The sequence below is a fragment of the Bradyrhizobium centrolobii genome (assembly GCF_001641635.1).
Taxonomy (GTDB): domain Bacteria; phylum Pseudomonadota; class Alphaproteobacteria; order Rhizobiales; family Xanthobacteraceae; genus Bradyrhizobium; species Bradyrhizobium centrolobii.
The window spans coordinates 1-18856 of the sequence record NZ_LUUB01000089.1; the positions used below are offsets into that span (position 1 = coordinate 1).

Below are 18856 nucleotides of genomic sequence, written 5' to 3' on the forward strand. Positions count from 1 at the left end.
GATAGCGGTACGACGACCCCACCTCGTTTAGGTGGACGGCATGAGCGAGACTCGCGCCTAGATTCGACAGCGCGAGGGACACTGACTCCATGCATCAAGACAGACATCAAGACAGGCATGACGCCGCCTCCTATCAGCGGATCGAAGTGATCACGGGGGAGACGCGACGGCGCAGTTGGAGCGATGCAGAGAAGGCGCGGATCGTGGCCGAGAGCGCCGATCCGGAGACGAGCATTTCCGAGGTGGCGCGGCGCAACGGGGTCAACCGGGGACTGCTCAGTGTGTGGCGGCGCAATGCGCGGCTTGCGTCGAGCGAAGGGCCGCAGTTCGTGCAGGTCAGGCTCGATGACGCCGTCGAGGCGCGGCCGAACGTGATCGATAAGCCACACGTTCTGGCGGGTCCGGCCGAGCGGATCGAGGTGATGATCGCGGGCGCGACGGTGCGCGTGCCCGTCGGCGTCGACGCCGCGACGCTGGAGCGCGTGCTGGCGGCGGTGAGATCGATGCGATGATCACGTTCGGTCCAATGATCCGTGTGTTCGTCGCGACGCAGCCGATTGACTTTCGCAAAGGCGTTCATGGCCTGGTCGCGCTGGTGGCGGAGGGATTGGGCGGCAAACCCTACAGCGGCGACGTTTACGTCTTCCGATCGAAGCGATCGGATCGTTTGAAGCTTCTCGTTTTTGACGGCTCTGGAATAGTTCTAGCGACGAAGTGGCTCGAGAATGGGAGCTTCGCCTGGCCACCTGTTCGCGAGGGTACGATGCTGGTGACGGGGGCGCAACTGGCGATGCTGATCGAAGGTCTTGCGGAGTGGTCGCGTGTGGTCCCGAAGGTGACGAAGCGGCCGACGAAAGTCGCCTGAATCGTCTTGTTTTGCTGGCGAGTCCGGGTGTGTTCGTGTAGCTCTGCGATATGGCGCTTCGCCCTGAAGATCTCCCCTCTGACCCTGCGGCTCTCGCCGAGATGGTGCTGGCTTTCGAAGGCGAGAACGACGATCTGCGCGCAGAGATCGCCACGTTGAAGAGCCTGATCTTCGGCTCGCGATCGGAGCGCTCGGCGATCGTCTGTGCCGAACAGATCGCGTTCGATCTGGAACGGACCGCCGGCGCGCAGCCTCCGGCCAACGATGACGAACCGGACGCGTCGAGACCGAAGCGGCGCAAAGCGAGGCGCAACATCGGCGCGCTACCGGCGCATCTGCCCCGGGTCGAGCGGGTGATCGAGCCGGCGTCCACGCTCTGCCCGTGCTGCACGGGTCAGATGCATCGGATCGGCGAGGAGAGCAGCGAAGCGCTCGATCGGGTTCCCGCGTGGCTGCGTGTGCTCCGCACGATCCGTCCCAAATATGCCTGCCGCGCCTGTGAGGGCCCGATCGTCCAGGCCCCGGCACCGGCGCGGCTCGTCGAGGGCGGCATGGTGACGACGGCGCTGATCGCGCATATCGCCGCGGCCAAATATGCCTGGCAATCGACGCTCTACCGCCAGACGCAGATCCTGGCGGGCCAGGGTGTCGTCGTCGACCGTCAGACGCTGGCGCGCTGGATGGGGAGCGCGGCGTGGCTGGTCAGGGGCCTCTACGATCTGCAACTGAAGACCATGCACGGCTTCGAGCGGTTGTTCTGCGATGAGACGCCGATGCCGGTGCTCGACCCGGGACGCGGCCGCACGAGGACCTGCCAGTTCTGGGCGCATGCGACGGACGATCGGGCGTGGAAGGGTCCGGCACCGCCTGCGGTCGCCTATGTGTTCGCGGGCGGTCGCGGCAAGAAGGAGATCGTGGCGCAGTTGGCCGGCTTCGAAGGCGTGCTGCAAGTCGACGGCTATGCCGCCTACGCCTCGCTGGTGGGCGATGCGAAGATGTCGGGCAAGATCCAGCTGGCGTATTGTCTCGTTCACGCGCGCCGCAACTTCGTGAGGGTGCACAAGACGACGAACTCACCCTTCGCCGCGGAGGTCATCGAGCGCATCGCAGCCGTCTACGCGATCGAGGAGAGGATCCGCGGTCTCGACGCCGGAGAACGCCGCGCGGCGCGACAGGCCGAGACGAAGCCGATGATGGAGGCGTTGAAGGCCCGTCTGGTCGCGGTGAAAGACGGAATCTCCTGCCGCTCGACGCTCATCAAGGCGATCGATTACATGCTCGAACGCTGGCAGGGCCTGACGGCGTTCCTGGATGACGGGCGGCTCGAGCCAGACAGCAACACCGTCGAGCGATCGATCAGGCCAATTGCGATCGGGAAAAAGAACTCGTTGTTCAGTGGTGACGAGGGCGGGGGCGAGACATGGGCGGTACTCTCTTCGCTTCTTAACACGGCCAAATTGAATGGCCTCGACCCCGAGGCCTATCTCGTCGACGTTCTCGAGCGGATAGTGAGTGGCGCCACGAAGGTCAACCAGCTTCACGAACTTCTGGCCTGGAACTGGAAGGCCGCACGCGAAGCCGACAAGCGGGCTGTGGCATGACGAAGCCGAAGCGACGGCGAGGAAAACCGGCCAAGACGACGATGGCGGACTATGCCATGTCGTTCGAACGGCTCGGACAATGGATGAGCGAGCGCGCCAGGTCGCCGACGCTTCGGCATCCGCGGGCGACGTCGCTCTCCATGCTCGACGGCGCAGTGGCCGCTGTCGTCGCCGGGCCGGTCTCGATGGCCTCGGAGGAATGGGTGTGCCCGCTCCTCGGCGTCGATCCCGATGCCTTCAATCACGACACCGAGGAGTTCTCGGCGATCGCCGCCACGCTGATGCGCCACAACGCGATCAGCGAGACACTGTCGACGAGACCGGAGAGCTTCGAGCCACTGTTCGTGCGATCGCAGGACGGCGAAGTCGACCCGCAGCCCTGGTGCATGGGCTTCTACGCCGTCATGAAGCTTCGGCTTCTCGTCTGGTCGCGGCTTCTCTCCCCGAACGGAACCGAACACCTTATGCTGCGACCGATCCTGGTCCACTACATCGATGACGCCGGTCGGCCCTTGCTGCCCCCGGCCCGGCACAAGCTGGGAACGCCGCCCATCGTCCAAAACGCCTGGCGCGACATTCCAGCAGCCGTCGAGGCCCTGCGGCAGTTCTGGATGCCTATACGCTTCAAGCGTGGCGCGTAGGCCGTCCGCGCCAAGTCCGTGGCCCTCTCGTACCGCTTACCTTGCGCCTCATGATGACGCCCCTCGTTGTCGAAGAGAGCCCTTCGCGTTCAGCGCGCTCAGGTCACCAGGTACTGCAAGCGAGACGTCGTCGAGCAACTCAAGTGCCTCATCCGAGCGCTTGCGGGCCAGCAAGGCCTGAGCAAGAGCGATCACCGCGTCAAGGTTGCCCGGTTGTTGCTTCAACGCGGCACGCAAAGTCTCCTCGTCAACATCGCGACCGAGGGCATGCACAATGCGCTCGCTCATAGCAGGATCGATATCCTCGGCGCCCAATAACTCTGATGTTGGCGTCTTCCGCACTGAAGGTGCCGACTTTTCCCGGTCAGCGCATCCATCGAGCGGCAGAATGGCAAGAACAGCGAAGAGGGCTGCATACTGGCTCAATTGAGTCTGGACCCTCGCTGACGGCGAGCTGACGCGGCGGCGTTAAGCGCACCGCCTTTACGCGAAAGGGCCAGCGCTATCGCGATCGGGCCAACTGAGGCGCCTCATGTGACGCTGGTTGCGACCTGGCGCTAGCGGTGTCGGTCTTGCCGTCGAGCGCGAGCGACAGATTGAGGTTGTTACGCAACATCTGATTTTCTGGCTCTATGGCGAGCGCTTGCCGATATAGTGCTTGTGCTTCGTCATGACGCCCCTCGTTATCGAGGATAACGCCCTTGGCGTTCAACGCGCGCAAATCACCGGGGACTGCAAGCAGGACTTTGTCGAGTACCTCAAGCGCCTCATCCAGGCGCTTCTGAGCCAGCAGCGCCTGCGCAAGACTGATCGCAGCATCGACATTGCCAGGTTCTTGCTTCAGCGCGTCGCGCAGAGTCTCCTCGTCGACGTCTCGACCGACGGCGCGCGCAATGCGTTCGCGCATAGCTGGATCGACATCCCTGGCGCCGAGCAACTCTGGGGACGGCGACTGCTGTACTGAAGGAACTGACTTATCCCAGCCAGCGCAACCTCCGACCAGCAGAAGAATGGCCAGTATAGGCAGGAGAGCAGAGCGCGAAGCCGGACGAGGTGGATACAACCGTGGTGCCGCCGTTTTCTTAAGCGAATTCATTCCGTCCATCTCTCGATCGGCTGCTAAGCGCCGTTAGGCGGTTGCAGGAATGATGCTATGATGTTGCTTGGGCTGAGCGTTATCCTTCACGGCTGTGAGTTTGACGGATCCGACCGGCTGGATTGCAAAATCGGAGGCGAGATCCTGATAGGACAGAACAGCGAGATCGATCCTGTTCCGAGTGAGAAAGCCGCGTACGAAGCGCCGGACATCCATTGAACCGAGGATGACAGGCTGAGTCCGACCGGCAGCTATGCGCGAATGTATCTGACGCATTTGTGACAGGAGCATCTCGCTGTGCCGGTCCTCCAGAGCCAGATAGGGTCCGACGGCGGTATCGCGCACTGCGCTGCGCACGATATCTTCAGTTTCACGTTCGATGATAAAAGCGGGCACAACACGGTGCGCGTTAGCGTAGCGATGACAGATCTGTCGCCTGAGACCGGAGCGAACATATTCGGTCAGCAGAACAACGTTTTTCTCACGCTCGCTCCATTCGGCCAAGGCCTCCAGGACCAGGCGGGTGTTGCGGATCGGGATGCCCTCATCAAGTAGGCGGCGGAGCACATCGGCGATCCGGGGAATTGACGTCGTGCGCAGCACCTCCTTCACCAGATCGGCATATTCCTGCTCCATCCGGCCCAGCAATTGGCGCGTCTCCTGAATGCCTATCAAGCGCTGTGCATGGCGAGTCAATGCCGAATGGACGCACAAGGCGAGGAGTTCGCTCGCACGGTGATGTCCAATGCCGGCGGCCCTGAGGGCCGATGCATGGCTTTGTTCGATCCAGATCCGATTCGTGTCTCGGTCATGCCGAAATGGGATACCGCTCAATTCAAGGTTCGCCAGGTCGTCGGTGAGCGAGAGTTGCGTCGGGTCAACCGAACCTTGTTCGACCGGCACCCCCTCAACATCTACCCTGAATTGCGACTGAGGCAACTGCTGATCGACTTGGACAGGGATACGAGGAATGGTGATGCCAAGATCGGCGGATACCAGGTCCGATACGCGTGCGATCTGCTGTTGCAAATCCTCCTTGTCGATCGCCCGTGTCAGGCTCGGTGCAAGGAACAATGCGATCGGAAGTGCCTCCGCAGGCAGGGTTTGCTTGTGAGGCTGTGCTGGAGCCATAGCAGCCACATTGGCGCCTGCCTTGGCGCCTTGCACAGCATCTTTGACAAAACTCGCCGCGGTAAACACTGCAGCCAGGACGAGAAAGACGGGCAGAGGGAAGCCTGGGATGAGGCCCATTAAAACTAACACGCAGGCGGCCAGCCGTAACGCGCGCGTACTGGCCGTGAGCTGGTTAACGATGTCGGTACCTAGGTTGAGTCCAAAAGGCCCATTTACACGAGTAACAATGGTTGCGGCCGTTATAGATAGCAGCAGCGCCGGAATCTGCGAGATTAGCGCATCACCTATGGTCAGCAGCGTATATTGATGCAGGGCCTCATCCAGGGACATGCCCTTGGAGAGCAGGCCAATGGTGATCCCGCCTAGCATGTTGATGCAGATGACCACTAGCCCGGCGATGGCATCGCCCTTCACGAATTTCATGGCGCCGTCCATCGCGCCATAGAGTTGGCTTTCTCTCTCCAGTGCAGAGCGCCGGCTCCGGGCTTCGTTCTGAGTGATATGGCCGTTGCGCAGCTCCGCGTCGATCGCCATCTGCTTGCCCGGCAGAGCGTCGAGCGTGAAGCGCGCCGCCACCTCTGCGACCCGTTCGGCGCCCTTGGCGAGAACCATGAACTGCACCATGGTCACGATCAGAAATATGACGATGCCGACGGCAATATTTCCTGATATCACGAAATCGCCGAATGTGTGAATGATGCTGCCAGCATCCGCCTCAGCCAAAATCAGCCGGGTCGTTGCGATGGTCAGCGCCAGACGAAATACCGTCGAGATTAGGATGACGCCTGGTAGGGACGAAAAATCAAGCGGGGTGCTGAGATACAGGGCAACCATCAACAGCAAAACAGCAAAGCCCAGATTGAATCCGATCAGCGTGTCAATCGCCAGGATTGGGATCGGCACGATCATCATTCCGATCGCCAGAAGCAGCATCAACGCCACCATCAAATCCGGGTGGGCCGGCGTGCGCGCGATGAAATTACGCAAGGCGTTGGTCATGGTGCCCCTTCTTGTGGGACGGGGACTGTGCTGTCACGCAACGAAACATAACTTTGGAAAACCTCGCGCGCCTCGTCCATACGGTCGACCCGCCGCAGGGCGTGGCTGCGCAACAGAGTCAAGGGCAGGCGCGAAGCTGGCTGCGTATCAAGTGTGTCCAGTCTATCCAAAACCGCGATTGCTTCATCGCCGAGGCCCTCTGAGATGAGAGCATAGGCGAGAATGCGCAGTATGCCGACGTCTTGCGAATTGTCGTCGGTGACAAGCCGCAACAGAGAAAGACTTTGTGCGCTCTGCCCACACGCAAGATGAACATAGGAAAGTGCGCAGAGCAAATCGCGCTCCTGCTCGGAGATCAGCGAGATATCGCCGGATTTGGCAATAGCGGTAGGCTGGATAGGGTTAGAAAGCAGCGCTCCGTCGCAGACGACCATTGCTAGCCTTTGATCAAGCTGTTCCGATTCTGCCGCAGCTGGATCAGCCACCCAAGCTCCTGCTGCAGAACGACGATACCTTCACGCGCCACCGTCCCCTCAGTCGCAGCCGATAGCACGTCTGCCAAGCGTTCCAGAAGAACACCATGCTTCTCTGCACACAGCACCTCCGGGTGACGCAGGTGTGGCGTGACGAACGAGAGCAGGCCACGTGCGAGATTGTCTCCGTAAAGTGGTGAAGCCAGTTGCGCGCGGTCGATCTCATTGGTGCCGGCGCGCGTCTCGTTGAGACCGACGCGCGTGACTGCTTCGATTCGCGGAACCTCCGGCACGGCCTCGATCGCGGCGCCGTCGCGCAGATCCTGCGTGTGCGTGTCCCACCAGGTGGATGCCTTTGTCTTGCCGCCATTCGCATGAGCACCATCGACCTCCATGTTATTGACACGACGGACGGATGGCTCGATTGCTGGCACGCTGTCGTCGATATCGAACCTATGTAAAGAGGTGCCTGGCCCGACAGCATGTTGGGGCATTTTGGTCATGACGTTCTTCTCGCCTATCTTCCGGGTCTGGAAACTCTAAAAGGAGATGGCAGCAAGGCGGCCGTTCCGGCTCAGCAGCACACGTCTCTCTTCAATTCGATCGAGCGTCCATCCATCACTCAACAAGGCGCCGACAAAATACTTTTGCCCACCGACAAGAAGATAGGGCGGGGTTCCGCGCCAAACAGCTTCAATTGCAATTGAAGATGGCGCCTTCTCCTCCTTGACGGCCACTCCGTTGACCAACGTTAGCGTGCCATGAGTGCGATGATCGAACCATTGCTGGACCTCCTGCCATCTGGCGGCCAAGGCGGGCGGAACCGCGCCTTCAGCGGTCACAATACCCAATCCGGAATTGACCTTGATATTGAGCAGGCCGGCTCTATCGACTTCCTCTTGCAGGAGTTCGGCCGCTGAGTGGATGATACGATCATCAGGACGGTTGACGGTCAGCTTGGGTCCAAGTTCGACGCCATGCGACGAAGCGATGCTCGGTGCACCGGCGCTGGCGTTGTCGAAGAACACGGCTGAGAATGTTCCGATGCCGAGAAGGCCGAGTAACACGATGGCGACTGTTAAGAGCGAGACACGCGACGGGCCAATCGAACCGGCTGGGGCTGAATCCTGAACAGTCCAGCGAATCGACATTGTGCCCGCTCGAATGACGATAGGAAGAGGAAAAACAACGCGCTCGCCTGCTGCAATATTGCCCTTGTCCTCTATACTAATTCCGGTTGAAAGGACCTCGATCTCGATCGAATTGCAAAGCAGGGTGACGCGAAGATGATGCGGTTCAAGGCCTTGTTCGACGAAGACAATATCGGCATCGAGACCAGAACCGATGAGGCTCGTTCCCATAGCCGCTTTCCTGCTCAATCCGCAATAAAGTCCCGATAGCACTTCGAAATGGAGGGAAGGGGCTTCATCCACGGATAACCTCCTGAACAAAGTCAGGAGCCGCACGGCAGTTGCCGTGCGGCTCGTTCCGAGTTTTATTCACGGCGCCGCCGGTACGGTATACGCGTGGCGGTCGAAGCGTCCTGCTTGCAGCATTACTGCACGCGCTCGTCGGCCACCTTCTTGATGGACTGGAGCTGGGTCGTAACGACGCGCTCCGTCACGCTCCGCTCCGCAGCCTCTTCGCTAACAGCCGTCAGAGCAGCGAGTTGCTTCTGGAACTCGGCTTGCCCTGCGGCTTCGGAACCCGCCGTTATACCCGCATTCACGGCTCCGCCAAGCGCACCACCCACAGCCCCAGTACCAGAAGCACCAATTCTACCAGGCATATCGTTTCACCCTTCTGTTCGAATTGTCCCGTCATTAACGGGCCATGTCTCCTGACGTCGGACCATCCGACGTCAGGCATTCTCGTCTGTTTCGGCCATGGCATCGTCGAATTCCGCCATGGCATCGTTCGTAAATTGCATTGCGATCGAGCTGAGAGCCGCTTCAAAGGCTTGGCGTTGAGCGTCGGCCTGCGAGGTGCTGCTAGAATCAACCGCACCATGCTCACGATTGTCTGCGCCACCCGGCCGCGAGTGGTCGGGATGCGGAGCGGGCGCGTGCGGCCGGTGTCCGTCAGTATTTCCATGAGGCCCGCGCGCCAGGGACGATCCAATGCCGCCAATCCCGTTTCCAATTGCTCCGACCATGGCTGCCCTTCGTTCATGTCCACTATGGTCAATCAGGCGGCAATGCCGTCTAGAGATCCACACTCTCATGCTAGGAGCGGTAGCTTTCGAGAAGCTGACGAGCTTTGGAAAAAGTCATACTAAGCCGATGGAAGCCGCAGTGAGATATCCACGAGACTCGGCCCAGGTGGTCCGCTAAAGACAAGCTGGTAGGCTTCGAGCCGGGGCAAGACGGTCTCGATAGGCGCGCCGGCACAGTGTGAATCCGAATGGGCGGTTTCACTGAAAACTCTATCAGGTCCGTAGACCTTCGGCGGTGAGGAAAATGATGCCGGCGCGGGATTGACGGAGGCTTCGATCAGCTTCGCAAGCTGCAACAGTTGTTGAGCGCGAAGCGGATGGAGATCGAAATCCTGTGAAGGCCTCTAGTCGCGGCCAATCAAACTGGACTGCTCGACGTCACTGCCGACCAGGCTTGCGACACTCTTGGCGTCGCGCGCTCGAGCGTCGCACCAAAGCTTGCGCTGCGGGCGGATCGGCAGGATGGGCACGAATCGCTGGCGCAAGTGTGCCTGTCAGGCCACGTTCTAAGACAACTGCGTTGTGCCGACCTGACCGGGAACGCCTGCGGCCTGCACAGGGGCGGCCTCAAGCCGCGTCTTCACATTGTTCAAATAGTTCTCCGCATAGGATTGCGCCGCCGAAATGGGCAGGTTGACCCCGGCGTTTACGGCCTCCTCCATCGCCTTCTTTGCCAGCCCGTTGCGCATCGCGAGTTTGACCTCGGGGCCAGTGATACAGCCTACCGCTTGCGCCGCGACATTGAGCCCAGCTTCTTCCAGCGCCTTCTTCATATTGCCTCCGCTAATGGCGGTGTGGAGAAGATTCGCTGCTTGCGACTCGAACTCGAGCCCCATTGATGCGAGATCCGCCAGTTCTCCGAGGCCCGGAATGAAGCTGAGCACCCCCACGGCCGTCGCGGCCCAGTCGAGCACCTTTGAGCCCAGCTTGAGCACGTCGTCGACCGCGTGCATGAGGGCGCCGCCGTTCGTCTTCGGAGACTTGATTGCGGGCTGGTCCGCCACGCCCATCATCATTTCGGCAGCGGCGTCCTGTTCGGCCGCGGTTTGGGGGGCGTGGGCCTTCGTCTGCTGAACGGTATGGTTCGCACCCGACATGTTGCCGTAGAAGTGCGTAAAGTCGTTGTTGCTGATGTTGCCGGAATCGACCGTATGGCCGCCGCCGAAATCGAAGAACTTGTGATGAGTCGTGTAGCCCGTAATCGAATTGTTTAGCAAACCAAACAACAGGGGATCCGAGAGCAGCTGCGACGCTGCTTGCTTTACCTTCGGGGCGAGACTCTTGTCGTCGGCCATGCTCGCCAGCTTGTCCCGGGTCAGATCGCCGCTTCCAAAAAAGGCGCTCTGGTTCTTGTTGATCGTGTCGAGCGTATCGAGCTCAGTTTGCGTCAGGCCCATCGACGATGAAGCGACTTGAAGGAAATCCTCCTTGTGGACTTTATCTATCGCACCGCCGTACAACTGCTTCCAGTCCTGCGGATGATCGAGGAAGTATTGAGCCGCCGCGATGACCTGAGGCGGGCATTTGCCGGTTTTGGCGTTGCCGTCGACGATCTGCTTGAAATCAACTAGGCTCAGGTTCTTTGGCAGGTTGTCGGAATAGCGGTAAAGCTCGCGCAATGCATCGTTCAACGTCATGACCGACAGTTGCCCGTTGCTAGTACCGTCGGACGGAACGTAGTTCTGCTCGTAGTTTTGCGCCTGCCGCTCCTGAAATGCGGCAACCTGCGAGTGATGGTCGGAGAACCCGGATAGATCCTTCGCCTTGATCTTGCCGCCGCAGCAGCCATCGCCCTGAGAGCCGATCGCATAGAAGAGCTCCGGGTCCTGCTGCAATCCTTCGATCGCCGCCTTCAGATCTGGCGGCGTGGAGGGATCGTTGGCCTTGTCCGCCAATGAGTGCCAACTGAGCGGGCACTGGTCCTTGTGACGGTTCAGCACTGCTACGATCTGTAACTCGGTGTCGCTCAGTGTGCCCCCGTTCCATGTGATCCTCGAGCTTGGCACAGGGGCGGGTGCGACAACCGGGGATTCAATTGCAGATGATGGTTGCGGATCCTGCTCCAATGCGTCGATCGCCGCCTTCACATCCGCCGGCAGAAGGTCCAGCGCGTGCTGCTCAAGTCCTTCCAATTCTTTCGCCGCTGACTTCGCCGTCGTCGGCAACACATCCTGCGGCACGAAGAGAGTGCTGGTCTTGTCTTCCAGCGAATAATCGGACAGCATCGCCTCGAAGGTCGAAAATGCGCTTTGCTCAGACTGATGCGCTGTCTGCGCGGAAGGTCCGAGCGCCGACCAGGCCGCGGGAGATAGCGTGGACTCAGACGCATTCGAGGTGGTGGGTAGCGAAAGATTGCTAAGCGACATTTGCATCCTCGGATATGAGATTAAAGACCACCACAAGAGCGTCCTCTGGTCCACGACGAACAAGAAGCGATACCTGATGGATGTGTTGAACGAGCCGGAGCGCCGCCGGTCGGGCGCAAAGATATGGCGCCCTCCATGCGTCTGCTTGCTCCGTCAATCAGGCGCTCCCACGTTTATTTCGATCACGGTCAATGGCAGCGCCGTCTGAAGATCCACGCTCCTATGCTAGGAGAGTTAGCTTTCGAGAAGCTGACGAGTTTCAGAAGAGGGCTACAATGAACTGTGCCTATTCACCGATCGTTGCGACATGTGGGATGACGCCGTCGCCGGAATAAATCGCTTCGTAAGTCGGCGTGGCTTCGCCAGCGATCCCGAGTAGAGAGCGGAAGGCGTTCAACGGATAGAATCACCGATTGAAGCGGAAGGTGAACTCGTGGAGGTCGGCTTGCACATGCTATCGGCTGACGGTGGGGCCGATCAGCCAGGCCGTCAAGTTGGCGAACACCAGATGAGCGATCGGCAGGTGCTCCTCGGCGACTCGCAGGTTACCCCGTTCCGCAACCGCAGATAGTCATTCCTGAGCTCGGTGAGATCTACGTACCCCGCCAATGTCCGTGATGATCTTCGCTCCAGTCGCGACGGCTTGTTCAACAAAGCTGGATAGCGATTCGGCGCTGCAGTCAGGAATGATCGCGAGCCTATCCGCCCGGAGCAGCATCCGTTGACGTCTTTGTTGGGTTTGCTCAAGCGACTTGATCTTCTCCCCCGCGACTAGTGGGAAATCGGCCGACGTCCTGGTGACGGGCAGCCTGGCTGGAACGGGACGAAACAAAAATCGGGCGTATGATTTCTGCTGACGTTTCTGTCTACACTCAAACATGCGGAGAGGCCGACGCTCGAGGAGCGATCCAAACCCTCACCATCGAGACCTTCGGAGAATGGAAACTTGGGAGAATTGAGACTTGGGAGGTCGCGCGCGTTTGCTGCGGCAGGCGAGAGGGGAGCCCGCTACGTCTTGTCGAAGCGTGCCAGAGCCGGGAGTTGCCTCGCCACTGGGCTCTTTGCCAATGCAATCGGGCTGTTCAGAGACGATGTGAGTGACGATGTCGGCCCGTTCTGAACCATTGTGGTCGTCGCCGCGCCGGCGCCAACGATTCCGGTACCATATCATTGGGCCGTTACATCCGTGGTCTTTACTTGATCAGATCTTTGAGAGTACGCGGTCATTGATTGACCGCGTACAATGATCCTGGCGGCCGACCAGATAGTTGACTCTGGCCAGAACGGTGCGTCGCCAAGTGCTCCTGCCGTCGGCGCGTCCTGAAGTCAATTCGTGGGTCGGGCAAGCTCCTGCCATGAGCTCAGCTGCGGAACGCCTACTCGGCGGGCGGACCCTCACTCGTGTATCCAGGCCAAGAGCTTGAGGCCAGCTCCGGTTGGATATGAATATGGTTTACATCTCGCCATTCAGCCCTGTGGGGCACCCCGTAGATGGAGAACATTGTCGGTGAGCCCTCGGTCGGCAGGCACCCGGCGTTCCTTAGCATGTTAATCTGGGCGCCCGAGGCTGTCTGGGGGATGAAGACCCAGGTGTCGAAGACGCGTCGTCCGTTTTGGTCGATCAGATGTCCGAGTTCCGGTGGAGCAGCTGCGGCGGGCGACGATGGCCTGGCTTGCGATGGCCCGGCTTCATTCATCGGGGCATTTCGATCATGATGGATGAGCTGAACGTCATCGTCCCCCCTGGCCCCAACTCGGCCGTGTAGCGCTCACCGCGGATCATGTAGCTCATCCTCGGCTCGTCCGAGTCCGGTGCGAGGCCCAAGTGACGCAGTCTGCTGACCATTCCGTCCGGGGCGGGTTGGGTGCGGTGGGAAAAGTTACTGGGAACGGCGTGTGAGACATCATACACCTCTGAACCGCCGACCGCGGCGGACGTCTCACCAGCCCTCGACGATGGCCCGGGGGCGGCCGCAGCCGGCGTACGATCAGCCTCCCAACCAAAGTGTGGCGAATAGGCGTGCCCCTCGGTCAAATAAGGTGAAAAGGGATGCCCGGTGTCCAGATATGGCGAATAGGGATGGCTTTGCGGCACGGGCGCCCCCCGGCTTGTGGCAAAGTAGGAGCAGGTTGCAAGTCGCTCAGCTGCTGCTCAAAGCCCGTGGCATCAACCGGCGCGTGAGATGGTGAGCCGTCCCGTGGGGTCGTGTTTAGTGAGTTGATTCGGTTGAAATCCATCCTGTTCCTCCTTGATGCGGCAGATGTGCGTCGACCTCTTGCATCGAGCAGAGAGCCCGTTACGAACGCTTCTCGTCGAGCTGTAGCCTGCAAGCTACCGCCAAAATGGCGCCAATCCCGTTTCCGATCGCCGTGCAGACATCAACGCTCTCATGCTAGGAGGGTTAGCTTTCGAGAAGCTGACGAGCATCAAAAGGATTTGCAAACATTCCGCTACGCTCAATCGTCATCTCTGGGCTGGACCAGGTTCCTGCACGATGCTGTCATGACGCGGCACGTCGGAAGAATAGGAGCCTTCCGGTCGCCCATCACGAGTGACCATGGTCGAGGAGCCACGAAACAACATCAGCACCGATTCGGGCGGCGGCTTCTCGGCGATGGCGGCGCGTGGCCGAGCCTGCGCCTCCGCCACAAGGCCGTGAAGCGTCTGGTCCACGAGTGCAATGAAGCGCGGCGGGCCAGAAGCCAGAACGAGGCCATTTCCCGGTGCCGGTCTCACGACATAACGCTCGTCGGAGATGTTGAGCGCATCAAGGGCTGCTTTGAACTCATCGAAGCCGATCGGCGTCAACACGAGCAGCCGACTTTGCGCTTCGTGTGCGGCGGAGACGTAAAGCACGAGCCCATCGTAGTACCACTGAAGGTTATAGAGATTGGTCAAACGGTCAAGGAACTCGCGCGGCGCCAGATCCGGCAATCGTCCGCGAATCCGGCCCTTCACCTCGGCGCTGATGTTGACTCTGATATTGAGGTTGTTGCCGAATTCCTGGAGAGCTGCAGAGAGCTCCTGATCCAAAACGGTGTAGCTAAAAGGTGTTGCTGGCAGCGACAGCGGAGCGCCGAGAGCCGCCTGTAGTCCGGTGGAGACGAAAACTCCGGCGCACAGAACTCTCTTGAACATGTCCGAGATCATGGATCGCATGAGCATTTCGCTCTCTTTGGCCTGACATACAAAGATTGAGATTCGCATCAACTTGGAAGTCAAACGTGATCTTAAGATGACGCTGTTCGTGGCGAGCTCGTCAGCTTTTCGTCAGCTCTCTTCCTTACGATATCGGCTCGTTAACGGACAATGAGCTGCTAGCCTCATCACGCATTGAAGAGAGTAACGAGTCTTTCCCTGATGTTAGGTGCTGCGCCGATCTTTCCCAATCTAAATGACGGTCCGTCCTGGGCTCGTGCGCCGACCGTGGTCGGCGAGCACCAGTTTCAGCAGGCTCTTATGCAGGCGGCTCCCACTCAAGACGTTGCATCCCCAGCGGCAGATCGAGGTGTCTTTACTCCTCCTCCGGCGTCGGAGATTCAGCGTGCAACGGCGGATGCTACGCCACTGGGCGAGCGCATCCTCCAGACCCTTTCCATGACCTATCGGAGCAACACAGTTGTTTCTCCCGTCGTCCGCAGTGCAGAGGTCCTTCCGAAGGAAGTCGCACCTGGGCCGGCGGAGTGGCCCCTTTCGCAGTCTGGCGGCGTTAGGGCCAGTATCGCGGACAAGCCGGTCGTGGTGGACACTTTCGAGCCGATGATGGCCGATCTGCGGGATGTCTACAACAGTGTCATTCGGGTTTCGCTTGTCTCGAAGAGTACCAGCAGCGTCAGCTCCTCTCTGAATAAACTGCTCTCAGCGGGTTGAATGACGTTGATGCGTGGTTCGATGCGTGGCGAAATCGGCCACGACCACCCATCCAGTCGGTGGTTTTTTGTTTTTGCTGTGCTCCCGCTGCTGCTCCTGACCGGCTGCAAGGCTGATCTCTACAGTAAAGTTCAGGAGCGCGAGGCGAATGAGATGCTCGCGCTCCTCCTTGACAAGGGGGTCGATGCGATTCGCCTCGTTGCCAAGGACGGGACAAGCACCATTCAGGTCGAAGAGAAGCAGCTAGCACTGTCAATCAACCTGCTGAATGCAGAGGGGCTACCGCGCCAGACTTTCAAAAATCTCGGCGAAGTTTTCAAAGGATCGGGCCTCATTGCCTCGCCGACCGAAGAGCGCGCCCGTTACGTTTATGCCTTGAGCGAAGAGCTGTCCCGCACGATCAGCGATATTGACGGCGTCCTCTCTGCGCGTGTCCATGTCGTTTTGCCGAAGAACGATTTGCTGCGACTGGACGCTACGCCATCCTCGGCATCGGTTTTCATCCGGCATGACTCCAATGCAAATCTCTCAGTCCTGCTCCCGCAGATCAAGATGCTCGTCGCCAACAGCATCGAAGGGTTGTCCTACGACAAGGTGGCGGTGGTTTTCGTGCCTGTTGAACGGGCTTCGCCTGAGCAGGGGCAGGGGCCCGCGGCAGTTACTGGTCTGGCTCAATCAACCAAATCCATTTCGGCACCATTGCTTACCGTCGGCGTGGGGGGCGCCGGCGTCGTGGTCGGGGTGCTATGCTGCCTGTTACTGAACACTCGTCTGCATCAGCGGGCGCAATCATCGCGCGAACTGACTAAGGGCAGCGGGCTCTCGGGGCTGTCCGCTATCAAGGCCCTTGGCAAAAAGCTCATGTCGAACGCGGCATAGGCGGAGTGCGAATGTCGATACAGATGCGATCCACTGAATCTCATCGTTCGCTCAAATCGCTTTCTGAGGGTCTGAGCGAGCTAACTGCCTCGATTCATCTGACCCGTCTTTCCGCTCGACTTGACCCAGCGCTGTCCACGGCGACGTTGGTTCGGCTGCAGATGAACCCCAGACTGCAGGTAAGATTGGCCGAATTGCTGCTTGGCAATGAAATGAGCTTCAACGCATGCGTCTGGGGGGACGACCTTCTGCTCGGACACAATCCGCATCGGGCAGCTCTCCTCGCGGGCAGTATTTGGCATGCACGTTCGTTGCTAAAGCTTGTTTCAAAGGATGACCTCTCAACTCTGATCGGAGTTATTGGCGCAGAAGCGCATGCTTTCGGTATTCGACATTTGGCCAATGCGATCGCAGCCACGTCTATTGCCGATCCTGAGCAGCTCTCGCAGCGGATAGAGCACGATGGACATGCCTGTCTCGGCGCTTGGCTCAACGAAGCTTCAGCGCTGGAGCGTACCCGCGTGCTTCTACGCTTGCCTATTGGAACAGCCGCCGAGAATTATGCGGCCGAACACCACAATGCCGCTGGCCCATTGCTTTCCTTGGTTGTGACCCATTTGGCGACGGAGACGTCCACCATATGACAGCGAATGACCCAGCATCTGCCGTCGCTCCCCAGATTCGCCCGCTCGGATCACTAATACCCGCCGCTGAGCTCGAGATCTGGTGCGATGCCGCACAAGCGCGCGCCGTGGCAGTGAGGCATTTGCAGCGGGCTCGCAGCTGGGCACACACGGCTTATCGACAGGAGCGGGCACGCGGCCGTGCCGAGGGCTTGAAGACGGGCGGCGAGGAAATGGCACGGTTGATTGCGCAGGCTGCCTGCGAAGTGGCACGGCAAAAAGCCGTTCTGGAGCAGGAATTGCCAGAGCTTGTGATGGAGATCGTGAGCGACTTGGTAGGCGCCTTTGATCCCGGCGAGATGTTGGTAAGGACCATTCGTCATGCGATCGACCGCAAATATGCTGGCGCGAAAATTTCCCTTCGCGTATCTCCCGTACAAGCCGACGCGACTGCGCGCGAATTCACTGCCTATGACGGGCGGGAGGGCCGGCCGCAGGTACGGATTGAACCGGATCCGGCGCTGCCATCTGGGCAATGTGTGCTGTGGAGTGAATTTGGCAATGTCGATCTAGGATTAGCCTCGCAGCTCCGTGCGCTTCGCCTCGGCCTTGGTTTATCTTCTGAGGAGGGCAGACCATGACCCCGCCGTTACCAAGGCCTGGCAATGGAGGCAGTGCTCTGCACGCCGCGCTTTCAACTCTGAAATCTACAGCAAAAAATATCGATACGCGTGCCGTCCACGGACGGATCACGCGGGCCGTCGGCACGTTGCTCCATGCCGTCTTGCCGGACGCTCGTGTTGGGGAGCTTTGTCTGTTGCGGGATCCCCGCACCCGGTGGTCGCTCGAGGCGGAGGTGATCGGCCTGTTGCCCGATGGTGTGTTGCTCACGCCGATCGGCGACGTGGCGGGCCTGTCTAGCCGCGTAGAAGTGATCGCGACCGGACGAATGCATGAAGTGCCAGTCGGCTCCGATTTGCTTGGTCGGGTGATCGACAGTTTCGGCCGTCCAATCGACGGTAAAGGCGCAGTCAAAACTGTCGAAACACGTCCGCTGCGCGGTAGGGCCCCAAACCCAATGACCAGGCGCAATATCGATCAGCCCTTCCCACTCGGCATCCGTGTCTTGGATGGCCTTCTCACATGTGGCGAGGGCCAGCGGATCGGCATCTATGGAGACCCCGGCTGTGGCAAGTCGACGTTATTGTCGCAGATCGTAAAAGGCGCGGCCGCCGATGTCACCGTCGTCGCGCTGATAGGCGAACGTGGGCGTGAAGTACGTGAATTCATCGAGCAGCATCTTGGCGAGGCAGCTCTTCGCCGCACGGTCGTTATCGTAGAGACCTCGGATCGCTCGGCCATGGAGCGGGCGCAATGCGCTTACATGGCAACCGCGCTCGCAGAATATTTTCGGGAGCAAGGATTGCGCGTCGTTTTGATGATGGATTCGTTGACGCGCTTTAGCCGCGCCATGCGCGAGATCGGCCTTGCTGCAGGAGAGCCGCCGACACGGCGGGGCTTTCCTCCCTCTGTTTTCGCCATGCTGCCTGGTCTACTCGAGCGTGCCGGCATGGGTGAGCGCGGCTCAATCACGGCCTTCTATACCGTGCTCGTCGAAGGTGACGGCACGGGCGATCCAATCGCCGAAGAAACCCGCGGCATTCTGGATGGTCATGTCGTTCTCTCACGCCTTCTCGCGGCGCGAGAGCACTTTCCTGCTATCGATGTGCTGTCGAGCCGCAGTCGCATAATGGATACGGTCGTATCTGTGTCGCACCGCAAGTCGGCAGCCATCTTCCGTGATCTACTCTCGCACCACGCCGAAGCCGATTTCTTGATTAAGGTCGGCGAATATAAGCAAGGTAGCGATCCGATGACTGACCGTGCCATCGCTTCGATCGAGGATCTGCGAAAGTTCTTGCGCCAAGGCCAAAATGAGGCGTCCAGTTTTGAGGAAACCATCACATGGATGTCGCGTCTGACCGCATGAATCGCGATCACGCTTCGAAATTGCGGGTTGTGAAGGATATGCGAGAGCGTAGCGCGCTTCGTGAGTTGTCCAACATGCAAGCCAAGCGCCGCGCCGCAGTCCT

General features: G+C 59.7%; 19 protein-coding genes. 9 read left to right on the top strand and 10 right to left on the bottom strand.

Annotated features, from left to right (window positions below):
• Nucleotides 1-89: 89 nt before the first annotated feature.
• The 4 genes from tnpA to AYJ54_RS32080 are packed head-to-tail and all read left to right on the top strand — an operon-like array spanning nt 90 to nt 3107.
• Nucleotides 90-512: an IS66-like element accessory protein TnpA gene (tnpA, locus tag AYJ54_RS53585; protein ID WP_063697018.1), complete on the top strand. Its 423-nt coding sequence runs from the start codon at nt 90-92 to the stop codon at nt 510-512.
• The gene (tnpB, locus tag AYJ54_RS32070) at nt 509-865 is read left to right on the top strand and encodes an IS66 family insertion sequence element accessory protein TnpB (protein ID WP_063697016.1); all 357 of its coding nucleotides are present in this window, start codon (nt 509-511) and stop codon (nt 863-865) included. Before tnpA ends, tnpB begins: the two co-directional genes overlap by 4 nt.
• Nucleotides 866-915: 50 nt before the next feature.
• Nucleotides 916-2466, top strand: coding sequence for an IS66 family transposase (gene tnpC, locus AYJ54_RS32075; protein ID WP_063697015.1), 1551 nt, complete (start codon nt 916-918; stop codon nt 2464-2466).
• Nucleotides 2463-3107 carry a UPF0149 family protein gene (locus AYJ54_RS32080; RefSeq protein WP_063697013.1) on the top strand — a complete coding sequence of 215 codons (645 nt, stop codon included), beginning with the start codon at nt 2463-2465 and terminating at the stop codon, nt 3105-3107. Before tnpC ends, AYJ54_RS32080 begins: the two co-directional genes overlap by 4 nt.
• Before the next feature lie 48 nt (nt 3108-3155).
• Here AYJ54_RS32080 and AYJ54_RS49980 read toward each other — a convergent pair whose 3' ends face one another.
• The 10 genes from AYJ54_RS49980 to AYJ54_RS32135 form a co-directional block, all read right to left on the bottom strand.
• Nucleotides 3156-3533, bottom strand: a complete 378-nt coding sequence (locus AYJ54_RS49980; protein ID WP_136624066.1) for a tetratricopeptide repeat protein — start codon at nt 3531-3533, stop codon at nt 3156-3158.
• 76 nt (nt 3534-3609) lie between these two features.
• Nucleotides 3610-4014, bottom strand: a complete 405-nt coding sequence (locus tag AYJ54_RS48065) for a tetratricopeptide repeat protein (RefSeq protein WP_245315732.1) — start codon at nt 4012-4014, stop codon at nt 3610-3612.
• Between the two features lie 222 nt (nt 4015-4236).
• Nucleotides 4237-6336 (bottom strand): type III secretion system export apparatus subunit SctV, encoded by a 2100-nt coding sequence (gene sctV / locus AYJ54_RS32095; RefSeq protein WP_063680239.1) that lies wholly within the window; start codon nt 6334-6336, stop codon nt 4237-4239.
• Nucleotides 6333-6821: a type III secretion apparatus assembly chaperone SctY gene (sctY, locus tag AYJ54_RS32100; RefSeq protein WP_245315730.1), complete on the bottom strand. Its 489-nt coding sequence runs from the start codon at nt 6819-6821 to the stop codon at nt 6333-6335. Before sctY ends, sctV begins: the two co-directional genes overlap by 4 nt.
• A complete protein-coding gene (locus AYJ54_RS32105; RefSeq protein WP_063680237.1) occupies nt 6773-7312 on the bottom strand; it encodes a hypothetical protein in 540 nt (179 codons plus the stop codon). Before AYJ54_RS32105 ends, sctY begins: the two co-directional genes overlap by 49 nt.
• Before the next feature lie 36 nt (nt 7313-7348).
• Nucleotides 7349-8242, bottom strand: a complete 894-nt coding sequence (locus AYJ54_RS32110; protein WP_063680272.1) for a SctD/MshK family protein — start codon at nt 8240-8242, stop codon at nt 7349-7351.
• A gap of 122 nt (nt 8243-8364) precedes the next feature.
• Nucleotides 8365-8538 carry a nodulation protein NopA gene (locus AYJ54_RS32115; RefSeq protein ID WP_245315728.1) on the bottom strand — a complete coding sequence of 58 codons (174 nt, stop codon included), beginning with the start codon at nt 8536-8538 and terminating at the stop codon, nt 8365-8367.
• 132 nt (nt 8539-8670) lie between these two features.
• Nucleotides 8671-8964 carry a hypothetical protein gene (locus tag AYJ54_RS32120; protein WP_063705405.1) on the bottom strand — a complete coding sequence of 98 codons (294 nt, stop codon included), beginning with the start codon at nt 8962-8964 and terminating at the stop codon, nt 8671-8673.
• 566 nt (nt 8965-9530) lie between these two features.
• Nucleotides 9531-11390, bottom strand: coding sequence for an HrpF/NolX family T3SS translocon protein (locus tag AYJ54_RS32125; RefSeq protein WP_063705408.1), 1860 nt, complete (start codon nt 11388-11390; stop codon nt 9531-9533).
• 2464 nt (nt 11391-13854) lie between these two features.
• Nucleotides 13855-14556, bottom strand: a complete 702-nt coding sequence (locus AYJ54_RS32135; RefSeq protein WP_201723718.1) for a secretin N-terminal domain-containing protein — start codon at nt 14554-14556, stop codon at nt 13855-13857.
• Between the two features lie 195 nt (nt 14557-14751).
• Here AYJ54_RS32135 and AYJ54_RS50900 point away from each other — a divergent pair, with 195 nt between their 5' ends.
• From AYJ54_RS50900 to sctN, 5 genes are read left to right on the top strand one after another with little or no spacing between them, the layout of a single operon-like run.
• Nucleotides 14752-15261 (top strand): nodulation protein NolB, encoded by a 510-nt coding sequence (locus tag AYJ54_RS50900; RefSeq protein ID WP_161491924.1) that lies wholly within the window; start codon nt 14752-14754, stop codon nt 15259-15261.
• Nucleotides 15262-16140 carry a type III secretion system inner membrane ring lipoprotein SctJ gene (gene sctJ / locus AYJ54_RS32145; protein ID WP_082905947.1) on the top strand — a complete coding sequence of 293 codons (879 nt, stop codon included), beginning with the start codon at nt 15262-15264 and terminating at the stop codon, nt 16138-16140. It abuts the gene before it with no gap.
• An 11-nt stretch (nt 16141-16151) separates the two neighbouring features.
• Complete coding sequence (locus AYJ54_RS48075; RefSeq protein WP_082905948.1) at nt 16152-16784, top strand: nodulation protein NolU; 633 nt, start codon at nt 16152-16154, stop codon at nt 16782-16784.
• The gene (gene sctL, locus AYJ54_RS32150) at nt 16781-17404 is read left to right on the top strand and encodes a type III secretion system stator protein SctL (protein WP_063680232.1); all 624 of its coding nucleotides are present in this window, start codon (nt 16781-16783) and stop codon (nt 17402-17404) included. The genes AYJ54_RS48075 and sctL overlap by 4 nt, the downstream gene beginning before the upstream one ends.
• On the top strand, nt 17401-18753 hold the full coding sequence (gene sctN / locus AYJ54_RS32155; protein WP_063680231.1) for a type III secretion system ATPase SctN: 1353 nt from the start codon (nt 17401-17403) through the stop codon (nt 18751-18753). Before sctL ends, sctN begins: the two co-directional genes overlap by 4 nt.
• Nucleotides 18754-18856 lie beyond the last annotated feature (103 nt).

What these genes read in the sequence shown, in the direction of transcription:
- AYJ54_RS32120 (WP_063705405.1), bottom strand. Translation starts at nt 8,964, where the DNA reads ATGGTCGGAGCAATTGGAAACGGGATTGGCGGCATTGGATCGTCCCTG.
- tnpC (WP_063697015.1), top strand. Translation starts at nt 916, where the DNA reads ATGGCGCTTCGCCCTGAAGATCTCCCCTCTGACCCTGCGGCTCTCGCC.
- AYJ54_RS32125 (WP_063705408.1), bottom strand. Translation starts at nt 11,390, where the DNA reads ATGTCGCTTAGCAATCTTTCGCTACCCACCACCTCGAATGCGTCTGAG.
- AYJ54_RS48065 (WP_245315732.1), bottom strand. Translation starts at nt 4,014, where the DNA reads ATGCGCGAACGCATTGCGCGCGCCGTCGGTCGAGACGTCGACGAGGAG.
- AYJ54_RS32080 (WP_063697013.1), top strand. Translation starts at nt 2,463, where the DNA reads ATGACGAAGCCGAAGCGACGGCGAGGAAAACCGGCCAAGACGACGATG.
- sctN (WP_063680231.1), top strand. Translation starts at nt 17,401, where the DNA reads ATGACCCCGCCGTTACCAAGGCCTGGCAATGGAGGCAGTGCTCTGCAC.
- AYJ54_RS32135 (WP_201723718.1), bottom strand. Translation starts at nt 14,556, where the DNA reads ATGCTCATGCGATCCATGATCTCGGACATGTTCAAGAGAGTTCTGTGC.
- AYJ54_RS32105 (WP_063680237.1), bottom strand. Translation starts at nt 7,312, where the DNA reads ATGACCAAAATGCCCCAACATGCTGTCGGGCCAGGCACCTCTTTACAT.
- sctV (WP_063680239.1), bottom strand. Translation starts at nt 6,336, where the DNA reads ATGACCAACGCCTTGCGTAATTTCATCGCGCGCACGCCGGCCCACCCG.
- tnpB (WP_063697016.1), top strand. Translation starts at nt 509, where the DNA reads ATGATCACGTTCGGTCCAATGATCCGTGTGTTCGTCGCGACGCAGCCG.
- AYJ54_RS50900 (WP_161491924.1), top strand. Translation starts at nt 14,752, where the DNA reads ATGTTAGGTGCTGCGCCGATCTTTCCCAATCTAAATGACGGTCCGTCC.
- sctJ (WP_082905947.1), top strand. Translation starts at nt 15,262, where the DNA reads ATGACGTTGATGCGTGGTTCGATGCGTGGCGAAATCGGCCACGACCAC.
- tnpA (WP_063697018.1), top strand. Translation starts at nt 90, where the DNA reads ATGCATCAAGACAGACATCAAGACAGGCATGACGCCGCCTCCTATCAG.
- sctL (WP_063680232.1), top strand. Translation starts at nt 16,781, where the DNA reads ATGACAGCGAATGACCCAGCATCTGCCGTCGCTCCCCAGATTCGCCCG.
- AYJ54_RS48075 (WP_082905948.1), top strand. Translation starts at nt 16,152, where the DNA reads ATGTCGATACAGATGCGATCCACTGAATCTCATCGTTCGCTCAAATCG.